A 23,979-nucleotide genomic window follows, 5' to 3' on the forward strand; every position below is an offset into this window, starting at 1 on the left:
ATGCTCAATATAGAATTTATACTTTTACTTGAAAAAAGGGGTTCAATCATAGTATGCCTATACTATATTGTCTTCACCTATTGTAGGCATAACATGGAGTTGAACTTCACAGTTTATCGAAAAAATTTAGAGAACTTACAGCAAAAGATAAATTTACAAAAGGGGTTTAAAACAATGCCACTCACTTTTGCACATCCTGCTGCCGTCTTGCTGTTCTCCAGAAAAAGCAAATACATTAATTTCTCTGCAATGGTTTTCGGTAGCATGTCTCCAGACTTTGAATATTTTTTAAGAGGTCAACCTCAGGGTGAAATAGGGCATACTTTTATAGGTTTTATTACTTTAAATCTACCATTAGTAGCTTTAATCTACTTTATATATCATTTCTTTATTCACCAAACCTTAGTTAGTCATTTGCCTATTTTACTTCAAGATACTTATACCAAAAAAGTAGATTCTAATATAATGGTGAATTTAGTAGTCTTTATTTATTCTGCACTGTTTGGCATGTTTACTCATGTAGTGTGGGATTCCTTTACTCATATAAATGGGTATATGGTGCTTAATTTCCCTGCAGTTTTTACCAAAATCTATAGGATTTATGATTTTGAAATACCTTTGTATAAGTTATTACAACATGGTAGTACTTTAATTGGAATAATTTTTATAATTGGTTATTTGTATTTTAGAGCTTTATCGCAAAGGCATGAAAATACCAATGTTTGTATTAAGCGTAAACTCATATATTGGTCAACATTATTTCTAGTGACATCAGTATTAGTTATTGTTTGGTATGTTATAGACTATGTTTCAATTTTAAATTACGGAATATTTGTTGTCAGAATAATAGATTCTTTTTTTATAAGTTTATTACTAATATCAAGCTACTTAAAATATAGCCCATTGCAATTAGATTGAATGGGAGCTTGGCTGTCTTTCTGTGATAAATGAGAGACTTAAGACTTTATCACATAGTTGGTTCTTCTAAAGAGGCTGTTCCGAAAATGGAACAGTCTTTTTTAGATGATAGAAAGTTACTGAAAATAAAGTAATGTCGTGTATTCAAAAAAGGGAAATATTAGTACTCAGACAATTTTCTCAATGCGTAGAATTACGGTTTTCTAAAATAAAACACATATAATTTACAATGCTTTAATTAGTTAAAGTAGTAAATTTGTGCTGTATTGTGAATAAAACATTCACGCCTTATTAAACAGAATTATCAAAAAATATTGACATTTAAGTTTTATTTTTTTATATTTTTACTAATATATTTCCGTTTATCGGAATATATTTCCGTACAATGGAAAAGGGGGTGGAGTAGTTTCTTGTTAATGTAGCAAGTTTCTACTTTTGAAAGAATTTCATATTACGAATGTAAAGGGGAGAGAAAATGGCAAATCTACAGGAAGATAATAATTTAGAAGAGCCTAAAATTAAAGGAATCAATGCATTTGTTTTAATGTTTATCATTATTTTAGTAATGAGTGCTCTTACGTATATTATTCCAGCAGGTCAGTACGACCGTGTGGAGAGTAATGGTCGAATGGTAGTGGATCCAGAATCATTTCACTATATTGATTCAAGTCCAGTTGGCTTTCTTCAAATATTTAATAGTGTCCATTTAGGGTTGCTAGAAGGTGCCTCCATTATTTTATTTGTATTTTTATTTGGTGGAGCACTTGGTATCATGCAAAAAACGGGAGCTATTGATTCATTTATTAAAGTAATGGCTTCGAAGTTTGGCAAGAAGGAATATGTACTGATTCCTATACTGATTTTAATCTTTGGTAGTTTAGGAACTTTAATCGGTTCAGCAGAGGATACGCTCGTATACATTGCGATTATTATTCCGCTAACGATGGCTCTTGGAATGGACGCCATAACAGGATTTGCAATCGTGATGCTAGGGACGTTAGCCACTGGCTTTACATCGGGGATTACGAATCCATTTAACATCGGAGTTGCCCAAACAATAGCTGAATTGCCAATGTATTCGGGTATGTCCTATAGAATTATTGTATTTTTTGTTTTTTATCTTTTAACAGTAATTTATATTATACGACATGCAAAAAAAGTGAAAAAAGATCCGTCTAAAGGAATTTACGGGAAATTTAAGCCAGAAGAAAGTGTTGAAATATCTTTAGACTTTAAAATGAGTGGACGCCACTTATTAGCATTGCTTGTGTTATTAGCGAATTTTGTCGCATTAATCGTTGGTGTTATTAAATTCCAATGGTATATCAGTGAAATTGGTGGCGTGTTCCTACTAAGCAGTATCATTATGTCAGTTATTTGTAAAATGAGTCCGAATCAAATGGCTGAAGGCTTTATTTCTGGAGCTAGAGATATGGTAGAGGGTGCACTTATCATAGGATTTGCTCAAACTATTTTAGTAATTACTACGGCTGGTGGCTTAATTGATACGATTTTACATTTTGTAGCGAACGCAGTAAGTGTATTACCTGCTTCTATTAATGCGGTTGGCATGTTCTTATTACAGCTTTGCTTAAACTTCTTAGTCCCATCAGGAAGTGGACAAGCTGCTTTAACAATGCCAATTATGACACCGTTAGCAGATTTAATTGGGGTATCAAGACAGACAGCAGTATTGGCTTTCCAATTTGGAGATGGCATTTCAAACATGGTCATTCCTACGAGTGGTGTATTATTAGCAGGTCTAGCAATTGCGGGTATTCCATTCTCTAAATGGTTTAAATGGGTATTCCCATACTTCGCAATTCAAACTACTTTAGCAATAATATTACTAATAATCGCACATGCTATGAATTATGGACCGTTTTAACTTAGTAGTTTGATAGGAGGATTTGAAAATGATAGAAACAACAGATTTAAAACAACAAGTCATTGCCTGGAGACAGCATTTACATATGCATCCAGAGTTATCACATCAAGAATATGAAACAGCAAGCTATATTTATAATCAATTAATAACATTCCCACATTTAGAAGTGAATCGCTTAACGGAAACGAGTGTTTGTGCAATTTTAAAAGGCACAAAGACAGATGGTAATGGTCATACTATTTTATTGCGTGCTGACATCGATGCTTTGCCTATTGAGGAAGAGACTGATTTGCCGTTTAAATCAAAAAATCCAGGTGTTATGCATGCATGTGGGCATGATGCACATCCATCTATGTTAATGGGAGCTGCAAAAGCATTAGCCGAGCGCGGAACAGATTTTAATGGTGAAATTCGCTTTGTTTTCCAACATGCAGAGGAAGTAACACCAGGGGGAGCTGCTCAACTTGTTTCCTTAGGGATTACGGAAAACGTAGATTATGCATTTGCATTACATGTTAGCCCTGATTATAAAGTAGGTCAGTTTGCCATGAAGGATGGGAAGTTTACAGCAGCCGCAGATGATTTTGAGATTAAGATTTATGGACGTGGTAGCCATGCATCAATGCCTGAAGTAGCTATTGATCCGTTATTAATTGGTTCGGAAATTGTCGTTGCACTACAAACAATCGTGTCGCGTAAAGTACCAAGCATCCATGCACCTGTCTTAACGGTAGCACAATTCCATTGTGGCACAGCATTAAATATTATCGCTGATACTGCTGAGCTAGGCGGTACAATACGTTCTCTAGATGCGACAGTACGTGTCGATGCGCGTCGTCATTTAGAAAAGATTGTAAATGGTATAGCATCCATGCACGGAGCGACAGTAGAGATTAAGTGGGAGCTTGGCTGTCCTTCTGTAACAAACGATAAGGAGCTAACGGCTTTGTCACGTCGCATAGCGGGTGATATTGTTGGAGCGGATGTACAAGAATTACCTGCACCCATGTTTGGTACAGAAGATTTTGCAGACTTTTCAGAGGCTGTCCCTTCTTCTATGCAGTTCATAGGGGTGCATAACGATGATTTTGGTGAAGCCTATCCATTGCATCATCCTCGCTTTAAAATTGATGAAGAAGCCCTTATTTACGGTGTACGCTATTTTGAAAATATCGCACGGACATTATGTCCATAAAAAATACCCGCCATTATTGGCGGGTATTTTATTGAGTCGATGTAAGGTAATAGGAGTTGATTGGAGTGGAGGTCGGCGACTCCTGCGGGAACAGCACAATATGTAAGACGCAACACACCCCGCGTTAGCCAGCGTTGCGGCTTACAGCGTGCCCGAGAAAAGCGTCCAACCGTAACGGAAATCAACGCCAGTAGTCATCTGCAAACGAAAACACCCGCCTATACAGGCAGGTGTTTATCTATTTAAGCGTATTATTTTGTATAGTTATCAAAATAACCTTGAATATAAATCATTGGTGTTCCTTTGTCGCCTGAGCCTGAAGTTAAGTCAGAAAGAGAACCGATTAAGTCTGTTAATTTACGAGGTGTTGTACCTTGAGCGGCCATTTGACCAGTTAAATCCTCGTCTTTATTTTGAATATATTCAGAGATAGCTGCTTTTAATTCTTCACCACGAAGATCAGCAAAATCGTTATCTGCTAAATATTTTAATTTCACTTCATTCGGTGTACCATCTAAGCCAGCAGTAAAGGCGGGTGATACGACTGGGTCAGCAAGCTCCCAAATTTTACCCACTGGATCTTTGAATGCGCCATCGCCATAAACCATTACTTCTACTGTTTTCCCAGTAGCTTCTTTGATTTTTGCTTGGATACCATCAACGATTGGTTGGCAAGTATGTGGGAATAGTTTTACACTTTCTTCTGTTGCTTTGTTTGAACCAAGTAAGCCGTATTCAGCATTAAAGCCTGAGCCATTTACAGAAACAGCTAAAATGTTATCTAATGAGAATACTTTTTCAGCACCATTTGCTGTTAAAATACGTTTTGTACGGAAGCGAGTGTGAATATCACATGCTAGTACACTTTTTGTATAGTCTAAAATTGTTTTTGGGTTGTTTGAGAAGATGACTTCACATGCAGCACCTTCAGCTTCGATTAGTTCTTTGTAGTATTCAATATAATCGACACCTGTAAATGTATGTTTTTTATAGCCGAAATGCTCACGGAATTGAGCTTCAGTTAAAGTATCTGTCCAAGGGTTAATGCCTTTCACATCTAGTTCATCGATATCAACTAAGTGGTTACCAACTTCATCAGATGGGTAGCTTAACATTAAAACAACTTTTTTAACGCCTTTTGCAATACCGCGTAGGCAGTTTGCAAAACGGTTACGGCTTAAAATTGGGAAGATAACACCAACAGTATCGTCGCCAAATTTAGCAGCTACATCCGCTGCAATGTCATCGATTGATGCATAGTTACCTTGTGCACGAGCAACAACTGACTCTGTTACTGTTACAATATCACGATCTTCAATTGAATAGCCTTCCACTTTAGCAGCATTTAACACTGTATCTACTACGATTTGTTCAATATTATCGCCTTCGTTAATAATAGGACCACGAAGACCTCTTACAACTGTACCAACTACACGTTCCAAAATAATCTCTCCTCATAAAAAGCTATATGTTAAGTTAAATAATATGAATAAAAATCAATATGATTTTACTATACGCTGAGTTAATGATATAAGTAAAATTAATAGTTCGTATAATAGCTATAAGGAGTACTTATATGATAGGGAAATTAGATTTATATCGTGTTTTTAGTGTTGTGGCTAAAAATAGTAGCTTCTCTAAAGCGGCTAAAGATTTATTTATGACGCAGCCAGCAGTTAGCCAAGCAATGATGCAATTAGAAAAGGAGCTTGGAACGAGACTCTTCAATCGTACACCAAAAGGAGTAACATTAACGACAGAGGGAAAGTTGCTGTACGAATATACAAACTCGGCATTAGGTCTTTTAGATGCAGGAGAGGAAAAACTTCTAGAATTTAAAAACTTAACGACAGGACAATTAAAAATAGGTGTAGGTGATACGATTTCACGCTTCTTTTTAATGCCATATCTTGAGGCATTTCATACGATGTATCCGAATATTAAGCTACAGATGTTAAATGGCACGACATCGGAAATATGTAACTTTATTAAATCTGGTGAAGTCGATGTAGGGCTTTGTAATTTTCCAATAGAAGATGTGAGCCTACAATTAACAGTATGCACGGAAATACAGGATATTTTCGTATGTGGAGAGAAATATAAAACACTGCAATCAAAGAGCTTACGTTTTGAGGATTTACTTAAGTTTCCGCTAATTTTTCTAGAGAAAAAATCAAACTCAAGAAACTATGTAGAAAATTATTTAATGACGAAAGGAATTCAAATTGCACCTGAATTTGAACTCGGCTCCCATGATTTAGTGCTAGAATTTGCACGTAGTAATTTAGGAATTGCTTGTGTAACAAAAGAGTTTTCTCAGGATTATTTACAGCGAGGGCTACTATATGAGCTACCATTAACAGAAAGCATCCCAAACCGTAGCATTGGTATGTGCTATTTAAAAAGCGTTCCATTGTCCCGAGCTGCTACAAAATTTATAGAGATTATCGAGCGTAAACAGGCTCGGAAACCGATAAACCCAAGAACATTAAAATAAGCTTAGCGACTAGAATATAGCCAGCTAAGCTTTTTTTATGCCTCATGTTTCTTCGTAATAAATTCAATAAGTGCTTCCACATTTCGTTTGTTTTTCATCGTCGGCGAATGAAGGTAAGAAAAAGTCCGCATAAAACGTTGCTCTGTTAGTGGCAAAATGGCAATATCACCATTCCGAATGTCACGCTCAATGACACTGCCCGATAGTAAAGACAGCCCAAGTCCTTCGATAACACTTTCTTTTACGCCTTGATTGCTACTAATGGTTAGAAGTGAATGTACTTGCAGGCCGTTCGTTCGAAATAGATGGTCTAAATAATTGCGTGTCCCTGAGCCAGCTTCACGAGCAACCCATTTTTGTCGTTGTAATTGTGAAATAGTAATGGACGGTTGCTCAACAAGGGGGTGGTTGCTTGCACTGACAATAAATAATTCATCTTGCATAAATGGCTGAATGATGAGCTCGTGGTCATGTGCTTGACCTTCTATAAGTCCAATATCTACTTGTAATAGCTTAGTAAATTGAATAATTTCTTCGGTATTGCCAATAATAACTTGTAACTCTAATTGAGGAAATTGTTGTTGAAGCTTTGACAATATAGATGGCAAAATATTTTCACCAATTGTAAAGCTTGCCCCAATAATGAGCGTTCCTTGAATGGAATGATGATAGGCTAAAATATCTTCCTGTGCAGCCTCTGCAATGGCTATAATTTGCTTTGCGCGTTTATACAAGATTTCACCAGTTGGTGTAATTTGCACAGACTTAGGTGAGCGAATAAATAAGGTCGTGTGAAACTCTTGTTCAAGGTTTTTAATATGCAGACTTACACTAGGTTGGGAAATATGTAAAATTTCTGACGCTTTTGTGAAATTATTTACTTCAACTAATGTAACGAAAGTTTTTAATGCATCGTATTGCATCTTATGCCCTCCTTACTATTAAAAAAATTAATGATAGCAATTATATATATGTATTTTACTAATGATTACCTTTTTTATAAAGTAATATTCATAAAGAATGAAAGAAGTGGACAGCATGGATCAACAACGAGGGATTAAGAAATTCTTAACGCCACCCTTTGTGAAGGGGATTATTTTGACGTTGGGGCTTGCCTTAGTGGCTAAGTATATTTCGACATTTCCTTTCTTCTCGATACTAGGGCAGCTTGTGATAGCAATTATTCTAGGGATGGCTTGGAGAGCAGCGTTTAGTGTACCAGATGCGTGGCAAACGGGTATATCATTTTCTAGTAAAAAACTATTGCGTTTCGGTATTATCTTGCTTGGTATGCGTTTAAACTTGGCTGATATTTATCATGCAGGGGCAGGCGTATTTCTTATTGCATTTATCAATTTAGTATTTGCACTTTTTGTCGTTTACGGCTTAACGAAGGTATTTAATGTAGATAAAAAGCTCGGCATTTTAACAGCCTGCGGAACAGCTATTTGTGGAGCTGCGGCTGTAGTGGCGATTGCACCTCAAATTAAAGCGAATGAAAAGGAAACAGCAGTAGGTGCAGCAATCGTAGCGTTGCTTGGTACAGTATTTACACTTGTTTATACACTGTTGTATTCGATTTTCGGTTTAACACCGACGCAATATGGTATTTTTGCTGGTGGGACATTACATGAAATAGCGCACGTCATAGCAGCTGCGGCTGCAGGCGGTGATGAGGCTGTTGATATGGCGGTCATTGTAAAATTAACTCGCGTTGCATTACTTGTACCAGTAGCAATTGTAATCGGTATTATGTATCAAAGAAGGGATAAAGAACAAGGAGGGAAAGCATTTTCGCTATCTATCATTCCTTGGTTTATTCTAGGGTTTTTAGTCATGAGCGGTATTAATTCATTAGGGATTGTACCACCTGCAGTTGCGCAAACACTTGTAAGCTGTGCCTATATTTTAATTGCTATGGCGATGGCAGGGTTAGGATTAAATGTAGAAATTAAAACCTTTAAGCAATTAGGTATTAAAGCATTTATCGCAGGATTAATCGGTTCTGTTTGTTTATCAGTTGTTGGCTACATTTTAGTAATCGTGTTTCAATAATTGTGTGCGTGACTGGCACTTGAATTTGTATTACCTGGGGAATATTCAAAATTGTTTGAGTGACTGTCACTCAGAATATAAAAAAACCATGCATATTTCTAGAAATATGCATGGTTTTTTAGATAGAATCAGAAGATATTTAAGAGGTTTACAATTCGTTATTAGCTTTGTGCTTCAATAGAAGAAGCAAGCTCAGCAATAACAATTTTACTGCCGATAATTGGGCTATTCTCAGGTTTTGCACCTTCAGAGCCGGGCTCAGGACGGTGATGTGCCGCTGCAAAAGCATCACTATTACGCCAAGCTTGGAAATGTTCCTTCGACTCCCAGTACATATTGACGCTCATTTCGTCATATGTAGGATCGTCTGTCGAAATTAATACCTCTACTTTATGAAAGCCCTCAAACTGTTGTAGAGGACCTGGCTTCGTAAAGTTCGGTGCCATTTTTGCAGCAAAGCCAGGCTTTACTTGAATACGATTTGTAACAATAATCATACTTTTACCCCCTAATCATTTTATTATAGATAGATTAAACTACAATTGAATGAATTATCAATGATTATCATTCGCAATCAATGATAAGTGTCCTAAGAAGCCATTGTCAACAGAATTGCAGAAATTCAATTGAAGAAAAATATCTTTTCTCTATAAGTACATTGGATAGAGAGATTATATGAAGTATTGTACAAGTCGGATTTTAAAATGACATATTGCATTCTTTTGTGGAGCTTGCTGACATTTAGCTGACATAAACAGATGCTATAATAAAAAATCAACAAGCCGCGGCGGGGTGAAAATGATGACCAAAATATTAGTAGTAGAAGATGAATTCGCAATTAGCCAAGTATTGAAGGCCTATTTGCAAAAGGTTGGTTATGAAGTTGTCCAATGCTTTACTGGTGGTCGGGCACTCGAATTGTTTACGGAACATCAGCCTGATTTAGTACTATTGGATATTATGTTACCAGAAAAAAACGGCTGGACAATTTTACGAGAAATTCGCAATGTGAGCGCTTGTCCAGTGATTATGCTAACTGCATTAGGGGATGTAAATTATCGTTTAGAAGGTTTCGATCAAGGTGCAGACGATTATATACCTAAACCATTTATTGCGGATGAAGTTGTCGCGCGAGTAAAGGCTGTATTAAGGCGAGCTGAAAGTAAAAATGAGACAACGTTAAAGAAGCGATTCGGGCAGTTGGAAATTGATATGCAGGCACATCAAGTGCACCTCAATGGGCAAGAAATTGTGTTAACACCACGAGATTTATCGGTGCTTTTATTTTTAGCAGAACATCCAAACCAAACATTCACTCGAGACCAGCTTATCGAACATGTATGGGGGTGGGAATATGAGGGCAGTGATCGAGCCGTCGATTTAGCGGTGAAGCGATTACGTAAAGCACTTATAGACTGGGATGAAACAGAAGGAGAGATTAAAACATTACGGGGATTGGGGTATCAGTTAAGTGTTCAAAAAAAATAAGCGAATTTCCTTACTTAACTATTGGACGAGCCGTTATTTACTTACGCTCTTTATAGGGCTAGCTATTATTTCTTTAATTTCTGCTAGCTGGATACGTCATACAGCTTTTGAGAATCGACTTGATTTAATGAACTTTTTAGCAGAAGAAACGGTATATCGTTTGACGGATACAACAGGTTCCAATAATGCGCCTACAGACGGTATTCCAGGTTTTATCGGTAATCGCGAACGCTTTAGTATGAGAGAAATTGATCCGATTTTATATGTCGTTGATGTAAAAGGTAATGTTCTGACAAGTAATCGACCAATGCCACCAGGAAGCGCTAATAATGTGGCTAACTTTTTAGATGGTGAAGAGGGTACGAAGAAGATACTAGTCGAAACAGATGGCAAAAAGACGGTTCAATATGTCGTGAAAAAGAAAATTGAAAAGGACAATAGTGTAGTCGGATGGGTGCTAGTGCTAGAGAAAAAGGATAATTTGACGAAAGTGCAACAAGAATATGGTCAACTGGCCTTACTAATTGGAGCACTTGCTGTCCTAGGCTGGGGAGCAATCTACTTTTTATCGAAGCGTTTAGTACGTCCAATTAAGCAAGTAGCTGAAGCGGCTAAACAAGTTCAAGAAGGCAATTATACATTTGATTTACCTCAATATAATAAAGAAGAAGAAATTTTCGAGCTTGTTACATCCTTTAAGGAAATGGCCAATAAGCTTGAACAATTAGAGAGAACGCGAACTGAGTTGCTTGCAGGTGTGACACATGAGCTAAAAACGCCTGTAACATCTATTAGTGGACTTTTGCAGGCTGTAAGAGATGATGTTGTAACTGGTAAAGATGCTGAAGAATTTATTCAAATGGCCCTGCTAGAAACGACGAAAATGAAAACGATGGTTGGAGATTTACTAGCTTTTAATAGTTTTGCAGTAGATGCTATTCCTGTTAAGCTCGTCACAGTGAACGTCAATCATTTGGTACGCGATGCTGTAGCACAGTGGGAAGTGATGGAGGATGAACAAAACGTTAAAATACAGGTCAATTATCTTCTGGATTCAGTGCAAGTCCAGGCAGATGTTGTACGAATGCAGCAAATATTCACCAACCTTTTAACAAATGCAAAGCAAGCAATGCAGGAAGGATTAGTGACCATTACATTAAAGCAAAAACTTGATAGTGTCATAATTGCTGTTAAAGATACGGGGAACGGAATATCTCAGGAGGATCAGGCATTTATTTTCGAACGATTTTATAGAGGAGAAAATAAAAAATACACTGTTCGAGGACTGGGCTTAGGCTTACCATTAAGTAAAATGATGGCGCAATCGATTGGTGGAGATTTACGTTTAGTTGAAAGTAATCCATCAGGAACATGCTTTGAAATAACCTTATTAAAGGCTACTACGCTGTAACAGCGTGGTGGCTTTTTTTGTTGTGCTGTATATAAAAAGATATGAATTTGTGAAGATAGTCTAAAGATTCACTAATAGAAATGTAAAAATTTTTGAAGGAATTGTAAAGCTGACATCTGACTGACACATAAGCACTTTATAGTAAGCAATGTAAACGAGAAAATAAACGAAAGGATGTTATAGAGAATGACTATAAATTCAAGGTTTATCAAAATATTTGCTGTGCCCGTTGCATTAGCAATGCTATTAACTGGATGTGGAGAGAGTAGCGATTATGTGGCAACGGTGGACGGTGAGAAGATTCTCCAGACAGAGTTAGATGAGGCATTGCGCAGTCAATATGGCACAGACATGTTAAACACACTCATAGACAATAAAATTATCGAGCTTGAGGCGAAAAAAGAGGATATTACCGTATCGGATGACGCCATTCAAGCGGAATATGATGAGCTTGTAGAATCTTATGGTGGAGAGGATTCCTTACAAGAGACACTCGATGCAAATGGTCTGACAAAGGAAAGTGTTAAGGATAATATTCGCATGTATCTGATGACGAAAGATGTTATTGCGGCAAGCATTGACATTACAGATGAGGAATTAAAGCAATATTTTGAAGAAAATAAGGATGACTACGGTCAACCAGAACAAGTTGCAGCTAGTCATATTTTCCTTGAAGATGAAGCAACTGCAAAAGAGGTTGAAGCGAAAATAACAGCTGGCGAGGATTTTGCAGAGCTAGCGAAAGCCTATTCAGTTGATACAGATACGAGTGAAGATGGCGGCGATTTAGGCTATATTAGCCGCGGTCAGATGGATGAGCAGTTCGAAGAGGCTGCATTCGCTCTTGAAAAAGGGGCCGTTAGTGGCGTAGTACAGTCAGCAGAAGGCTATCACATTATTAAAGTGACAGGTAAAGTGCCAGCAGAAGAAGCTGTATTTGAAGATGTTAAAGATGAAATTTATGAAACAGTATTGGAAACACGTATCAATGAAGAATATACGACTTGGTTAGCTGAAAAACAAGAGCAATACAAAATTGAAAAGAAATAGTAGGAAGGAGAAAATATCATGCCTAAACTGACGTCATTTAATCCAAATGGTCGCAAGGAAATTAAACAGGCAATCTCATATCCAGACTACGCACTTTTAAAAAGCAAAATCCAGCATTTGATGAAGCTGGATCACAATGCGGGTCCTGATGGAAAATATTTAATTCGAAGCACATACTTCGATAATTTTGCTAACAAAGTTTTGAATGAAAAAAAAGAAGGGTTTATTAATCGTGATAAATACCGAGTACGAATTTATGGAAAATCCGCTGCTTTGGTGAATTTAGAGCGTAAAAGTAAGCGTAATAATTTAACGTTCAAAACGAAGTGTGTCACTACACAGACAGAGTACGAAAAAATGCGTAGTGGTGAAATTGCATGGATGGAAAATGATGATCGCGTGTTAATACGGGAATTATTTCACGAGATGAAATATCACCAAATTAAGCCGACGACCGTTGTCGATTATGAGCGAGAGGCGTACATTTATCCCTTTGGCAATGTACGTGTAACATTCGACAGTAAAGTGCAGTCAAGCCTTCGCAATACAGATATGTTCAGTAAAAACCTACCTATGGTAGATGTACTGGAACCGAACCTTGTCATTTTAGAAGTGAAATATGATGAGTACTTGCCAGATATTATTAAATATTTACTACAATCAGTGGATACACGTGCTGAAGCATATTCAAAATACCAGCTTAGCCGTATGCATGTATAAAAAGGAGAAATGAAAAATGGATAATATGAATTTTAGTGATATTTTTAAATCGAATTTTCTAGAGAAAACAACATCATTTTCATTAACAGATTCAATTATTGGACTAGTTGTTGCTTTCTTTGTTGGGCTATTTATTTACGCAGTATATAAGAAAACCTTTAATGGTGTGATTTATTCGCATTCCTTTAATATTTCGTTGCTCATTATGACGATGGCAACATCACTCGTTATTATGGGTATTAGTTCTAACGTCTTGTTGTCTCTTGGTATGGTAGGTGCATTATCAATTGTTCGTTTCCGTACACCTATTAAGGATCCAATGGATTTAGTGTATATTTTCTGGGCAATCGTGTCAGGTATTCTTTGTGGAGCAGGATTCATTCCACTTGTAATTATTGGCGCAATATTGATTGGTCTCGTGCTACTAGTATTAGTGAATAAAATTACGATTGAAAATCCTTACTTATTAATTGTGAAATTTGAAGAAGATTTAGCTTGTGAAGAAGTGGAGCGAATCATTGCTGCACAGTCTAAAAAGTATGCGTTAAAATCAAAATCCATCATTCAAAATGATGAAATCGAAACAACATATGAAATTCGCGTGAAGCAAAACGACGCAAAGTTTATGGACAATTTAACAAAAGTACCTGGTGTAAAATCAGCAATTATGCTTAGCTACGATGGTAACTTCACAGCGTAATGAAAGTGAATGATAGTTTTCTAACTACGAGCAAGAGAGGTGCAGTCAATGATTAAAAATCGAATTGTCTATACTAGTATGGCGATTCTCCTCCTACTCTTTGGCGTGATGGTTGCTGTACTTCCAAACTTAGGCATTGAAACGAAAAATACGGAATATTCCTATGAGACGCTTGTGTTCAATAAAAGCAAAGTAACAACTGTTGATATTGAAATACCTCAAGAGGACTGGGAGGACATGCTGGAAAACGCTGCTGATGAGGAGCTAAAGCAAGCCAATATAACGATAAACGGCAAGACAATAGAAAATGTAGCGATTCGTACAAAAGGAAATTTAACGCTACGTTCAGTTGTTAATAGCGACTCCGATCGTTATAGCTTGAAAGTCGATTTTGACTATTATGATGATACGCAAAGCTTATATGGCTTAAAAAAATTAAATTTAAACAATAACTACAGTGATTCAACTTTAATGCGCGAATATATTTCGTATGAGCTGATGGAAAAAATGGGCTTACCGACACCAGCCCACTCTTATATGTATGTAACGGTGAACGGAGAAGAACGTGGCCTATATTTAGGAGTAGAAGCGGTCGATGAAACATTTTTAGCGAATAACTACGGATCCAATGACGGATTTTTATTCAAACCTGATGGTGTAGGTAGTGATTTAAAGTATATTAGTGATGATATTGCTGACTATACAGGAATTGGTTTGAAAACAAATGAAGACAATATTGAGGACTCGAAGTTAACTGACATGCTTGATGCCATAAATAATGGCGGAGACATCGAACAATATATTGATGTCGATGAAATGCTACGCTACTTTGCTGTTAATACAGCACTAGTAAATCTAGATAGTTACCAAGGAAATATGAAGCATAACTACTATTTATATGAGAATAATGGCGTGTTTTCTATAATACCGTGGGATTATAATATGTCATTCGGCGGCTTTAATGTTGGCGGCGGTGGAATGGGCGGCGGCAATCCAAATCAAATGCGAGGGAATACTAATAAGGAATTACCTGAAGGCGAGACGGATGAAAATGCAGACATACCAGCAGTAACGCAATCACAAGTAGGTCAAGCAAATGGAGAGCAAGCACAAGGTGGTCAGCTAAATGGAGAGCAGCCACAAGGTGGTCAGCCAAACGGTGAACAACCACAAGAAGGTCAGTTAAATGGCGAGCAGGCACAAGAAGGACAACCAAACGCCAATCGCGATAAAGGTGGCTTCAATATGCTAAATGGAATGTCTGGCGATTTAATGGCAGATAGTGCAATTAACTTTAGCGTAAGTACACCAGTATCTGGGACAACTCTAGAAGAGCGCCCATTATTAAATGCCTTATTGTCCAATGAAACGTATCGCGCTAAGTATGAAGGGTATTTAGAGCAACTAGCGACAAACTATTTAACAGAAGATTATATTCAATCAATTACAAACAATTTAGCGATGCTCTTAACAAGCTATCAGGAAGCAGATCCAACGAAATTTACTACAACAGAGCAGTTTTTAGAAGGTGTATCAGGGGATAATAGTCTACCTGAATTTGCTAAACAACGTTCTGCATCCATCTTAAAGCAACTGTCAGGTGAGTTAGTTGTAGAAACAAGTGCGACTGCTCAAGGTAATATGGCTATGCCAAATGGCGACACAAACAATGAGGCAAATGGAAATCAAATGCAAATGCCTGACGACTTTGATCCGAGCCAATTACCAGAAGACTTTGATCCAAGCCAATTACCAGCAGACTTCGACCCCTCACAAATGCCTGAGGGTGGCATGGGCAATGAGCAAGGTGGAAAAGCTAATGGTGGTCCAATGCAACGTCCAGATGGAATGGGTTTCCCTAACCAAGGAAATGGACAGGCAACTCAAGAAACAGGAATTGATAAAAGCACAGTGCTAACAGCAACCGCAACGTTTTCATTTTTAGTGGCTGCACTCCTCTTCGTTTTCAGATTTAACCGCAGAGGACGCTAAAAACACACTATTCATCGAAACGTTTTAATATGGTCGGAGTGTCAAAAATGGCATCAAGAGGCTCACTCTTGATGCCATTTTAGTGCCAGGCACTCAAACAATTTAATCAACAGCGGGCGAAAGAAAAAAGACTGAAGCCAATCTTTTGCATATGGTGTTTGCTTATATTCATGCTAAAATAAAGCATTCTTTTTTTCGAGGAGTATCTAAATAAATGAATGAACAACAGTTTGATAAACTTTTGCACATTAATACGATTGGGGAACAATATGGCTTTCCTAAACTAGCTCATTACCATCGATATGAGCCAACCCCCTATGCTGGATTAGAGCAATTATTTACACAATATGATTTGCCAGAAAATCCAGTGTTTATTGATATGGGTTGTGGAAAAGGAAGGGTCCCTATTTATATTCATCATAAATTCCACACTCCAGCAATCGGAATAGAAATGGACGCAGGTTTTTACGCGGAAGCAGAGCATAATAAGGAGAGCTATTGCCGAAAAAATGGCTCGCAAAATGCCATTTCTTTTGTTCATACTATTGCGGAAAACTACAAGATACAGCCATGTGATAATGTTTTTTTCTTTTTTAATCCGTTCTCCATTAATATATTTCGAACTGTCATTCATCATATATGGGAGTCTTTTGAGCAAAATATGCGTGATATTCATATTATTTTATATTACCCACCATATGATTATTTGCAGTTTTTACATCACGGTACACCTTTTGAATTAATACATGAGGTACATCTAGAAAATGAAACAAATATAAATGAACGTCTTTGCGTGTTTGCCTTAAAAAAGGCTTAACTTTTCTTTCGCAGTATGACTGGCGGACGCCAAAAAAACAATTGTTGTAATCGGGTTATTCTGCCACAAGCGTCGCGTCTTTTCCTCCGCTCAACAAAAAAACAACATACAGGCAGCAAAGGATGCTCCTAGTATGCTGTTACTTAATTTTAATTCGAAGCTTAGGGCCGCATGATGCCACTAAGCTTTTTTTATGGCGTTGTATCGCTCTAATGCACGGGCTCGTGCTGTTTTATGGTCAACGATGGGCAATGGATAGGTATCGCCTAATATGATATTAGCCTGCTCTAAAATAGCAGTGGGTGCTGTTTGCGGTGCATGTATATATTTTGAAGGTAGGTTTGCTAATTCTGGTACCCATTTTTTTATATATATACCATCTATATCGAATTTCTCTCCTTGTAAGGAAGGATTGAAAATACGGAAATAAGGAGCGGAATCGATACCCGTGCCGCTTACCCACTGCCAACCCATTGCATTATTAGCTGCATTAAAGTCAAGTAGTGTATGTTCAAACCAGTCATAGCCTTCTTGCCATGGTTGTAGTAAATGTTTTACTAGAAATGAGGCAACGACCATTCTTACTCGGTTATGCATATAGCCAGTCTCCCAAAGCTCACGCATACCTGCATCCACTAAAGGGTACCCTGTTTGGCCTTTTTTCCATGCATGAAGATAAAGAGAATTAGGTTCCCATTCAAAATGCTGAAAATTACTACGTAATGAGAGGGTAGTAAATGAAGGATAGGACAGTAGCTGATAAATTGAAAACTCTCGCCATATAAGTTGTCTTAAAAAACTTTCGATTTGTTGAGCGAACGCAGGGTCAGCCTCAACTTCTATTAACTCCTGACAAGAGGCCCACAGAAAACGAATACTAATATTACCTAGTGCAATAAATGGGGACATTTTAGAAATGGTTTCCTTGGTTAAATCATCTCGCTTGTCCTTGTAGTCATATAAGCCACCCTTTATGAAAAGCTCCCATTGGTCCAATGCACCATCCATTCCAGGGCGCCAATAATTGCGAAACTTGCTATACCAGTTTCCATTCAGCAGCTGCAATTGATCTAATGTTAAAGATGATACATTGATAGGAAAAGCGCGCATATTAGCAGGACGTCCAAGTGGCTTTCGAGCTTGCTCCTGTAAACAGCGTTTATAAAATGATGTGAAGATGGCATATGGTTTGTTTTGTTGATTTCGAATGGAAGTGACATCAAATAATGTATCACCATAAAATGCTTTTACTTCAATATCGTTTGCTTGTAATATATTGGCTAAACGCTCATCTTCAGCACGCTCAGTTTGACTAAAGCGCTCATTAAAATATACAGCGTTAGCTTGCGTATCTAATGCCAATTGAAGTACTTGTGAAATGACATCTCCCTTTCGTAAAATGAGCGGGACGTCATAATTACTAAATGTAGATTGAAGATTTTGAAGCGAATAGTACGTCCAATAATCTTGAGCCGAGTTTTGCTCATGCGTTTGGTCATGTTGAATATAAAGAGGTAAGATGGTCCCTGTATTGGCTGCATGCCATAGAGCTGGGTGATCATCTACCCGTAAATCATTGCGAAATAGCACAATTGTTTTTTTTATCATTTGGATTCATCCTTTTATGGATTTATTAAGATGGAAGGAAGGAGGAGCACATGAAAGTACTCATCAATTCTCAAGTAATAATAGCGTCCTTTGTTGCAGGGTGTATATTGGGGGCTTTCTTCAAAGTTGTTGAAAATCTAACAGGCAGCCGTGTATATACATTACTATTAAATGTCGATTATATACCGATTTTAAATAACTTTCGATTTCCTGAAGTAATAGAATTCTTTTTTCATCTCATTATATCGTGGATAATAACAGCCGTATTATGCGCGATTCGTAATAAGTATAAATGGAATCATGCATTGTTGATTAGAAATAGTATTTTGTTACAAATTTTCATAGGTTGTATATTATTCCCTACAACAATTTTCTCAAAACGGACACCGATTATAAGTGATCCTTATGCTTTCGGTTGGTGGCTTATTGGTCATGTTATATACGGAACATTGGTAGGTATCCTTTTACAAAGAAAAATATATAAATTGAAATAGTAAGCAATTTTCGCAAAAAGGATGTTAGTTGTATAGTTACAAAAAAATTTTTCTTAATAGCTTTCTATTAATTTAGTCCTAATTAATAGATAATTCAAAAATAACTAATTATACTGAAAAATCACTCTAGACTAAATATAAAGAATGTTTTACAATGTAAAAGGCTTAATTGAATATTATCTTGCTTCAAATAGATAGTTATAAATAATTATTTTTGCTATTGAGCATTAGCGAAAGATTGTTTATAATTATCAGAAATATCTAACATTTGAGAATTTTCAGGGGGAATTTAATTATGAGAGAATACAATAAGCTTAAAAAGTTCGGTTCGCTTCTAGTAGCTTCTTCACTTCTTGCAGGTGTACTTGCAGGTTGCGGTGCTGGAGACGGTGATACAAATTCAGGAGGCTCTTCATCAGGTGGTGGCTCAAAAGATGGAGATACAATTAAAATCGGTGCCAACTTGGAGCTTTCAGGTAACGTAGCTTCATACGGTTCATCAATCGGCTTAGGTGCAGAATTAGCGGTAAAAGAAATTAATGATGCAGGCGGTATTGATGGCAAGAAGATTGAACTTATTAAAGTAGATAACAAATCAGAAAACTCAGAGGCAACTGCGGCAGCTATTAAACTAGCAACGCAAGATAAAGTAGTAGCGATGCTAGCTCCTGCAACATCTGGTAATACCGTTGCAACTGTTCAAATCGCAAACGATAATAAAATTCCGATTGTTACTGGTTCAGGTACAGCTCCAAATATTACAGTAAATGACGATGGCAGCATTAATGAATATGCTTTCCGTACTTGTTTCATTGACCCATTCCAAGGGATTGTGGCTGCAAACTTTGCATCAGGTGAACTAGGTGCGAAAAACGTAGCCATCTTTGGAGATAATGCTTCTGATTATGCAAAAGGTTTAGCAAAATCATTTAAAGATACAATCACTAAAAGCGGTGGGAAAGTTGTAAAAGAGGAAGCTTATGTAGCGAAAGATACAGACTTCCGTACACAATTAACGAATATTAAATCAGCAAATCCAGACTTTATCTTTATTCCTGGATACTATGAAGAAGTTGGTCTGATTGTAAAACAGGCGCGTGAAATGGGTATTACAGTTCCACTTATGGGAGCAGACGGTTGGGATTCTCCAACTTTAATTGATTTAGCTGGAGCAGATGCACTGAATAATACGTTTATTACAAACCACTACTCTGCAGAAGACCCAGATCAAAAAATTCAAGACTTTGTAAAATCATTTAAAGCAGCGAATGGCGATAAAGCACCAGATGCATTTAACGCACTTGGCTATGATTCAATTTACTACATTGCAGATGCTATTAAACGTGCAGGCTCTACTGACGGTGAAGCAATTAAAAATGCATTAGCTGAAACAAAAGATCTTTCTTTAGTAACAGGTACTTTCTCAGTTGACGAAAACCATAACCCAATTAAAACAGCAACGGTTCTTGAATTTAAAGACGGTAAACAAGTGTTCAACTCTAAAGTAAATCCTTAATTTTTTTCTAAAAGGCAAGGGGGAGGCGGGCAACCCGCCTTCTCTTTTATTTTTTAACAGACAACTAGACTAATAAAAAAAAGCATAGATTCTAGCATAAGGAATCGGAAATAACTTTTTATGAGGGACACGAGTTTTTCTGCATTCAATTCAGCTATGTAGAAATAGGTCCCGTTTTTGCATTCCTCAAAAAATAACAAAGGAGTGAACGCTCATGGAATGGATACAACAGCTTGTGAATGGTGTTTCACTAGGTAGTATCTACGCGTTAATAGCGTTAGGGTATACGATGGTATACGGTATTATTAAGCTTATTAACTTTGCCCACGGTGATGTTTTCATGATAGGGGCATTTATCGGCTTTTACGCAATTGCTAAGTGGGAGCTGGGCTTTTTACCAGCATTATTATTAGCAATGGCAATTTGTGCAATCTTCGGTGTGTTAATTGAACGTATTGCATATAAGCGATTACGAAATGCTACGCGTATCGCAGCGTTAATTACAGCAATTGGTGTGTCGCTATTAATTGAATATACGACAATCTTCTTCAGAGGCGCGCAGCCAGCAGCATACCCTGAAGTGATTAAAAATCGAACATTCGATGTATTCGGTGTTCAAATTAGCAGTACGTCTATTTTAATTTTATCTGTCGCTATCGTACTGATGATTTTATTACAGTTCATCGTACATAAAACGAAAATTGGGAAAGCGATGCGTGCGGTTTCCCATGATGCGGATGCAGCGCGCCTAATGGGCATTAACGTCGATAATACAATTTCAGCAACATTTGCAATTGGTTCTGCCTTAGCTGGTGCTGCGGGTGTTATCTTCGGTGTGTATTATACAAAAATTGACCCGTTAATGGGTGTTATTCCAGGGGTTAAAGCGTTCATCGCTGCCGTTCTTGGTGGTATTGGTATTATTCCAGGTGCAATGGTTGGCGGTATGTTACTAGGTGTCGTGGAATCAATGGTAAGTGCACTCGGCTTCTCTTTATGGCGCGATGCAGCGGCATTTGTCATTTTGATTTTAATCTTGATTTTCAGACCATCGGGTATCTTCGGTAAAAACGCCCGCGAGAAAGTGTAGGTGAGCGGTAATGATGAAGAAGTCTAAAGTTTTCTGGGGCTACGCCGTATTAGCGCTAGTCATCTATGTAGTTGTTCAGGCTCTTATTACAACGGAAGTCATTGACTTATATTATAAAAATATGTTAATCACAATGTGTATTAACATAATGCTAGCTGTCAGCTTGCACATCGTTATCGGGGTTACTGGCCAATTCTCTATTGGGCATGCTGGTTTCCTTGCAGTTGGTGCTTATATTTCAGCTATTATTACAACAAAACTAATGCTTCCATTCCCGTTAGCCATTTTGTTAGGAGCACTTGCAGCAGCGGTAGCTGGTTTAATTGTAGGTATTCCAACACTACGATTAAAAGGGGATTATTTAGCCATTGCAACGCTTGGTTTTGCAGAAATAATTCGTATTGTGTTTTTAAATACGGATTATGTTGGTGGAGCAGCGGGGATGCAGGTTAAATATTTATCGAACTGGACATACGCTTTCATTGGTGTTGTTTTAACGATTTTAGTGATATCTAACTTTACTAATTCTCGTCATGGACGTGCTTGTATTTCCATTCGAGAAGATGAAATTGCTGCGGATGCCATGGGGATTAATACAACTTACTATAAAGTTGTAGCATTCGCGATTGGATCTTTCTTTGCTGGTCTTGCAGGGGCCATTTTTGCACATAACTTCTACATTATTCAGCCAACAACATTCGGTTTCTTAAAATCATTTGATATTTTAATATACGTTGTTCTTGGCGGCTTAGGTAGTCTTTCAGGTTCTGTTATCGCTGCGATATTCTTAACGTTAATATCAACATACCTAGCGAATTTCCCAGAAACACGAATGATTATTTACAGCTTAGTATTAATTATTGTTATGCTATATCGTCCAACTGGTTTAATGGGCACAAAAGAAATTACAGACTTCTTTAAGTTTGGTAAAAAGGGAGGTACAAAATAATGACTGGAAACCTTCTGATCAAAGTAGAAAATATGGGCATTCAATTCGGTGGTTTAAAGGCGGTACAGGGCGTTAATATGTACCTAAATCAAGGTGAATTAGTAGGCCTCATTGGACCAAATGGTGCTGGTAAAACAACAAGCTTTAACATGTTAACAGGGGTATATACACCAACTGAAGGTACGATTACCTTTGACGGCCTAAAGATCAATGGTCTTGCACCATATCAAGTAACACAAAAAGGTATAAGCCGTACGTTCCAAAATATCCGTCTATTTAAGGAATTATCTGTTTTGGACAATGTAAAAGTAGCGAACCATTCACTAGCTAAACATTCAATGTGGTCATCTATTTTTCGTTTACCGAGTCACTTTAAAGGTGAAGAAGCAATGGAAAAGCAATCCACGGAATTTTTAAAAATATTTGGCTTAGATATTTATAAGGATGAACTAGCAAAAAACTTACCTTATGGGATGCAGCGCCGTCTAGAAATTGCGCGTGCATTAGCTGCAAATCCAAAGCTATTATTACTAGATGAGCCAGCAGCAGGGATGAACCCGCAAGAGACACATGACTTAATGGAGTTAATAGCGTTTATTCGTAAAGAGTTTGGTTTAACGATTTTGCTTATTGAGCATGATATGAGCTTAGTAATGGGAATTTGTGAACGTATTTACGTACTGGATCACGGGCAATTAATCGCTGATGGGACACCAGAGGAAATTCGCAACAATCCAAAGGTAATTGAAGCTTACCTTGGTGAGGAGGTTATCAGCTAATGCTAAAAGTACAAAACATTGATGTATTCTACGGAAATATTCAAGCATTAAAGGGCGTCTCTTTAGAAGTAAACGAGGGAGAGATTGTAACATTAATTGGTGCAAATGGTGCTGGTAAAAGTACATTATTAAAAACCTTGTCAGGCTTACAAAAACCTAAAGGGGGCATTATCGAATATGAAGGCTTCTCGATTGCAGGTAAGGCTGCACAAACAATCGTAAAATCAGGTATTTCACATGTTCCTGAAGGTCGCCGTGTATTCGCTAATATGTCAGTAGAGGAAAATCTAGAGCTTGGGGCATATCTTCGTAACGATAAGGCGGGGATAAAGAAAGATATGGACCATGTCTTTGAGCTATTCCCTCGTCTACTGGAGCGCCGTAAGCAACAGTCTGGGACATTATCTGGTGGTGAGCAGCAAATGCTTGCAATGGGTCGTGCATTAATGGCAAAACCAAAGCTATTACTAATGGATGAGCCATCGATGGGGCTTGCGCCGCTTATGGTAAAAAATATTTTCAATATAATTGAAAAGGTCAATAAAGAAGGTACAACGGTATTGCTAGTAGAGCAAAATGCTAATATGGCATTATCGGTAGCTGACCGCGCTTATGTACTTGAAACAGGGCGTATTGTGTTATCAGGTACTGCGAAAGAATTGCAAGAAAGTGAACAAGTGAAAGCTGCTTATTTAGGCGGCTTGTAATAGGAGGGGGTGTCTCGATATTAATTCGAGATGCCTTTTTTGTTGAACACCGTAGTAATGATAGATAGAAGTAGCGTTTGACCTTTACTTTTTGGTAAGGTGGAA

General features: G+C 37.5%; 22 protein-coding genes. 18 read left to right on the forward strand and 4 right to left on the reverse strand.

Annotation, left to right across the window (positions count from 1 at the left end):
- The first annotated feature begins 93 nt into the window (after positions 1–93).
- The 3 genes from JNUCC52_RS14265 to JNUCC52_RS14275 all read left to right on the forward strand — a co-directional run bounded on the left by JNUCC52_RS14265 (position 94) and on the right by JNUCC52_RS14275 (position 4,001).
- Positions 94–918 carry a DUF4184 family protein gene (locus JNUCC52_RS14265; protein WP_228134204.1) on the forward strand — a complete coding sequence of 275 codons (825 nt, stop codon included), beginning with the start codon at positions 94–96 and terminating at the stop codon, positions 916–918.
- A 475-nt stretch (positions 919–1,393) separates the two neighbouring features.
- Complete coding sequence (locus JNUCC52_RS14270; protein ID WP_337980200.1) at positions 1,394–2,806, forward strand: YfcC family protein; 1,413 nt, start codon at positions 1,394–1,396, stop codon at positions 2,804–2,806.
- Between the two features lie 28 nt (positions 2,807–2,834).
- Positions 2,835–4,001 carry a M20 metallopeptidase family protein gene (locus tag JNUCC52_RS14275; RefSeq protein ID WP_337980201.1) on the forward strand — a complete coding sequence of 389 codons (1,167 nt, stop codon included), beginning with the start codon at positions 2,835–2,837 and terminating at the stop codon, positions 3,999–4,001.
- Positions 4,002–4,252: 251 nt separating this feature from the next.
- On the opposite strand, the gene JNUCC52_RS14280 is transcribed toward JNUCC52_RS14275, so the two are convergent.
- The gene (locus JNUCC52_RS14280; RefSeq protein WP_173479219.1) at positions 4,253–5,443 is read right to left on the reverse strand and encodes a coenzyme F420-0:L-glutamate ligase; all 1,191 of its coding nucleotides are present in this window, start codon (positions 5,441–5,443) and stop codon (positions 4,253–4,255) included.
- Positions 5,444–5,577: 134 nt separating this feature from the next.
- Here JNUCC52_RS14280 and JNUCC52_RS14285 point away from each other — a divergent pair, with 134 nt between their 5' ends.
- Positions 5,578–6,498: a LysR family transcriptional regulator gene (locus JNUCC52_RS14285; protein ID WP_337980202.1), complete on the forward strand. Its 921-nt coding sequence runs from the start codon at positions 5,578–5,580 to the stop codon at positions 6,496–6,498.
- A 35-nt stretch (positions 6,499–6,533) separates the two neighbouring features.
- On the opposite strand, the gene JNUCC52_RS14290 is transcribed toward JNUCC52_RS14285, so the two are convergent.
- Positions 6,534–7,421, reverse strand: coding sequence for a LysR substrate-binding domain-containing protein (locus JNUCC52_RS14290; RefSeq protein ID WP_139860283.1), 888 nt, complete (start codon positions 7,419–7,421; stop codon positions 6,534–6,536).
- A 115-nt stretch (positions 7,422–7,536) separates the two neighbouring features.
- Between JNUCC52_RS14290 and JNUCC52_RS14295 the strand changes: the two genes are divergently transcribed.
- Complete coding sequence (locus tag JNUCC52_RS14295; RefSeq protein ID WP_337980203.1) at positions 7,537–8,553, forward strand: YeiH family protein; 1,017 nt, start codon at positions 7,537–7,539, stop codon at positions 8,551–8,553.
- 161 nt (positions 8,554–8,714) lie between these two features.
- On the opposite strand, the gene JNUCC52_RS14300 is transcribed toward JNUCC52_RS14295, so the two are convergent.
- Positions 8,715–9,050, reverse strand: a complete 336-nt coding sequence (locus tag JNUCC52_RS14300; RefSeq protein WP_173479220.1) for a heme oxygenase — start codon at positions 9,048–9,050, stop codon at positions 8,715–8,717.
- 304 nt (positions 9,051–9,354) lie between these two features.
- Between JNUCC52_RS14300 and JNUCC52_RS14305 the strand changes: the two genes are divergently transcribed.
- The 7 genes from JNUCC52_RS14305 (at position 9,355) to JNUCC52_RS14335 (ending at position 16,731) form a co-directional block, all read left to right on the forward strand.
- The gene (locus JNUCC52_RS14305; protein ID WP_173479221.1) at positions 9,355–10,041 is read left to right on the forward strand and encodes a response regulator transcription factor; all 687 of its coding nucleotides are present in this window, start codon (positions 9,355–9,357) and stop codon (positions 10,039–10,041) included.
- Entirely contained in the window at positions 10,025–11,452 is a 1,428-nt protein-coding gene (locus tag JNUCC52_RS14310) for a sensor histidine kinase (protein WP_337980204.1), read from the forward strand. Before JNUCC52_RS14305 ends, JNUCC52_RS14310 begins: the two co-directional genes overlap by 17 nt.
- 186 nt (positions 11,453–11,638) lie before the next feature.
- Positions 11,639–12,502 carry a peptidyl-prolyl cis-trans isomerase gene (locus tag JNUCC52_RS14315; RefSeq protein WP_173479223.1) on the forward strand — a complete coding sequence of 288 codons (864 nt, stop codon included), beginning with the start codon at positions 11,639–11,641 and terminating at the stop codon, positions 12,500–12,502.
- 18 nt (positions 12,503–12,520) lie between these two features.
- A complete protein-coding gene (locus JNUCC52_RS14320) occupies positions 12,521–13,222 on the forward strand; it encodes a polyphosphate polymerase domain-containing protein (protein WP_337980205.1) in 702 nt (233 codons plus the stop codon).
- Between the two features lie 16 nt (positions 13,223–13,238).
- Complete coding sequence (locus JNUCC52_RS14325) at positions 13,239–13,922, forward strand: DUF4956 domain-containing protein (protein ID WP_173479225.1); 684 nt, start codon at positions 13,239–13,241, stop codon at positions 13,920–13,922.
- Positions 13,923–13,970: 48 nt separating this feature from the next.
- On the forward strand, positions 13,971–15,914 hold the full coding sequence (locus tag JNUCC52_RS14330) for a CotH kinase family protein (RefSeq protein ID WP_337980206.1): 1,944 nt from the start codon (positions 13,971–13,973) through the stop codon (positions 15,912–15,914).
- Positions 15,915–16,128: 214 nt separating this feature from the next.
- Positions 16,129–16,731 carry a class I SAM-dependent methyltransferase gene (locus JNUCC52_RS14335; RefSeq protein ID WP_173479227.1) on the forward strand — a complete coding sequence of 201 codons (603 nt, stop codon included), beginning with the start codon at positions 16,129–16,131 and terminating at the stop codon, positions 16,729–16,731.
- Positions 16,732–16,911: 180 nt separating this feature from the next.
- Here JNUCC52_RS14335 and JNUCC52_RS14340 read toward each other — a convergent pair whose 3' ends face one another.
- Positions 16,912–18,339 carry a cryptochrome/photolyase family protein gene (locus tag JNUCC52_RS14340; RefSeq protein ID WP_337980207.1) on the reverse strand — a complete coding sequence of 476 codons (1,428 nt, stop codon included), beginning with the start codon at positions 18,337–18,339 and terminating at the stop codon, positions 16,912–16,914.
- Between the two features lie 50 nt (positions 18,340–18,389).
- Between JNUCC52_RS14340 and JNUCC52_RS14345 the strand changes: the two genes are divergently transcribed.
- The 6 genes from JNUCC52_RS14345 to JNUCC52_RS14370 all read left to right on the forward strand — a co-directional run bounded on the left by JNUCC52_RS14345 (position 18,390) and on the right by JNUCC52_RS14370 (position 23,874).
- The gene (locus tag JNUCC52_RS14345; RefSeq protein WP_337980208.1) at positions 18,390–18,833 is read left to right on the forward strand and encodes a hypothetical protein; all 444 of its coding nucleotides are present in this window, start codon (positions 18,390–18,392) and stop codon (positions 18,831–18,833) included.
- 295 nt (positions 18,834–19,128) lie between these two features.
- Positions 19,129–20,349 carry an ABC transporter substrate-binding protein gene (locus tag JNUCC52_RS14350; RefSeq protein WP_173479230.1) on the forward strand — a complete coding sequence of 407 codons (1,221 nt, stop codon included), beginning with the start codon at positions 19,129–19,131 and terminating at the stop codon, positions 20,347–20,349.
- 214 nt (positions 20,350–20,563) lie between these two features.
- The gene (locus JNUCC52_RS14355; protein WP_173479231.1) at positions 20,564–21,439 is read left to right on the forward strand and encodes a branched-chain amino acid ABC transporter permease; all 876 of its coding nucleotides are present in this window, start codon (positions 20,564–20,566) and stop codon (positions 21,437–21,439) included.
- Between the two features lie 13 nt (positions 21,440–21,452).
- On the forward strand, positions 21,453–22,388 hold the full coding sequence (locus tag JNUCC52_RS14360) for a branched-chain amino acid ABC transporter permease (protein ID WP_337982223.1): 936 nt from the start codon (positions 21,453–21,455) through the stop codon (positions 22,386–22,388).
- Positions 22,388–23,167 carry an ABC transporter ATP-binding protein gene (locus JNUCC52_RS14365; RefSeq protein WP_139859967.1) on the forward strand — a complete coding sequence of 260 codons (780 nt, stop codon included), beginning with the start codon at positions 22,388–22,390 and terminating at the stop codon, positions 23,165–23,167. The genes JNUCC52_RS14360 and JNUCC52_RS14365 overlap by 1 nt, the downstream gene beginning before the upstream one ends.
- Positions 23,167–23,874, forward strand: a complete 708-nt coding sequence (locus JNUCC52_RS14370; RefSeq protein WP_139859965.1) for an ABC transporter ATP-binding protein — start codon at positions 23,167–23,169, stop codon at positions 23,872–23,874. The genes JNUCC52_RS14365 and JNUCC52_RS14370 overlap by 1 nt, the downstream gene beginning before the upstream one ends.
- The last annotated feature ends 105 nt before the right edge of the window (positions 23,875–23,979 follow it).

This window comes from Lysinibacillus sp. JNUCC-52 (genome assembly GCF_015999545.1).
Taxonomy (GTDB): Bacteria; Bacillota; Bacilli; order Bacillales_A; family Planococcaceae; genus Lysinibacillus.